The sequence below is a fragment of the Streptomyces phytophilus genome (assembly GCF_013870535.1).
Taxonomy (GTDB): domain Bacteria; phylum Actinomycetota; class Actinomycetes; order Streptomycetales; family Streptomycetaceae; genus Streptomyces; species Streptomyces phytophilus.
Genome location: NZ_JACBXC010001420.1, coordinates 1 through 1,466 on the forward strand (window position 1 = coordinate 1; position 1,466 = coordinate 1,466).

The following is a 1,466-nucleotide window of genomic DNA, read 5'->3' on the forward strand; positions in this document are numbered from 1 at the left end:
TGCACGCCGTACCGGCGGAGCGGCTGCCGGGGCCGCTGGCGGATCAACTGCTGGGCGCGGCGCGGGGGGCGTTCGAGACCGGGTTCCAGGTGGCGGCGGGGGTGTGCGCGGCGCTGACGGTGGCGACGGCGCTGTTGGTCGCGCTGGTCGGCGTACGGGGAAAGCGGCACGTGAACCAATAGCCATTTGTTACCCTTTCGGCCCGCACGCGCGATCACACCGCGCGGAGCGCGCGACCCGGGGGCCGCATTTCCATACCGTACGGAGGACTGCCGTGACCGCCGACGACCACGCAAGCGAAGCCCCCCGCGCCGCCCCCGAACCCACCGGGGTGCTCCGGCCCACCGCCGAAGGCCACGACCTCGTGCTCACCCGCACGTTCGGCGCCCCCGCCGCCGACGTCTGGGCCTGGCTCACCGAAACCGAGCGGACCGTGCGCTGGTTCGGCCAGTGGGAGGGCGACGCCGCGCCCGGCCGCACGGTCCGGGTGCAGATGGCGTACGAGGACGGGGCGCCCTGGGCCGACCTGCGCGTCGACGCCTGCGAACCGCCGCACCGGCTGGCCGTGTCCATGGTCGACGCGGCGGGCGACTGGCGCATGGAGGCGCTGCTCGCGGAGGCCGCCGGCGGCGGGACGCGACTGGAGCTGATCCACCACCTCACCACGGTCGCGGGCGTCGGCGAGGTCGGTCCCGGCTGGGAGTACTACCTCGACCTGCTCGTCGCCGCGCGCGACGGCGCCGCGGAGACCGCGGCGCCGTCGTTCGACGACTACTACCCGGCGCAGCGGGACTACTTCACCTCGCTGGCCTGACCGCCGCGGCCGCCTCCGGCCCGGCCGGCTGCGGCTCCGGCTCCGGCTCGGGGCCGTCCTCCCGCGGGTAGAAGGGGAGATCGATGCAGACGCGGTCGGCCGCCGCCAGGATCGCGGCCGCATCGTCGACCGGCGGGTGGATGTACCCGTTGATCTGCTCCTTCACGAACCCGCCGGCCACCCCCGCCGCCATCACCATGCGGTCCCAGCCCCGGGTGAACACCCCGCCCGCGGCGCCCAGATACAGGCAGGTGACGTACGGGGCGGGGGTGAACGGCCGCAACGGTACGCCCAGCAGGTCCGCCGCCGCGTTGTACCCCGCGACCTTGCCCAGCGGCGTCGCGTGCTGGCACGCCTGCATGACGGTGTGCTCCGCGTCGTACGGCGCGGCGGCCGTGTCGCCCGCCGCGAACACCTCCGGCAGCGCCCGCAGCCACTCGTCCACGCGCACCCGGCCGAGGTGGTCGAGGTCGCCGGAGTCGGCCACGAGCTGCCGGGTCAGCCCCTCGGCCCGCATCCCGGTCGACCACACCACGGCGTCCGCGTCGACCCGTTCGCCGCCGGAGAGCACCGCGTACCCGTCGCCGACCTCCGCCACCGTCGTCCCGAGCCGCCGCTCGACGCCCAGTTCGTCCAGCGCCGCCTCGATCGC

2 protein-coding genes and 1 pseudogene are annotated in these 1,466 nt (G+C 75.4%); 2 read left to right on the plus strand and 1 reads right to left on the minus strand.

The features are described from left to right. Together H5J30_RS32950 and H5J30_RS32955 are read left to right on the plus strand one after the other, a co-directional pair. Positions 1 to 182, plus strand: a pseudogene (locus H5J30_RS32950) (MFS transporter); the annotation flags it as partial. A 92-nt stretch (positions 183 to 274) separates the two neighbouring features. Next, positions 275 to 814 (plus strand): SRPBCC family protein, encoded by a 540-nt coding sequence (locus H5J30_RS32955; RefSeq protein ID WP_181791358.1) that lies wholly within the window; start codon positions 275 to 277, stop codon positions 812 to 814. On the opposite strand, the gene H5J30_RS32960 is transcribed toward H5J30_RS32955, so the two are convergent. Next, positions 798 to 1,466: FAD-dependent oxidoreductase (locus tag H5J30_RS32960; RefSeq protein WP_181791360.1), on the minus strand; the 669-nt coding region annotated here is incomplete at its 5' end. The two genes, H5J30_RS32955 and H5J30_RS32960, sit on opposite strands and share 17 nt — an antisense overlap.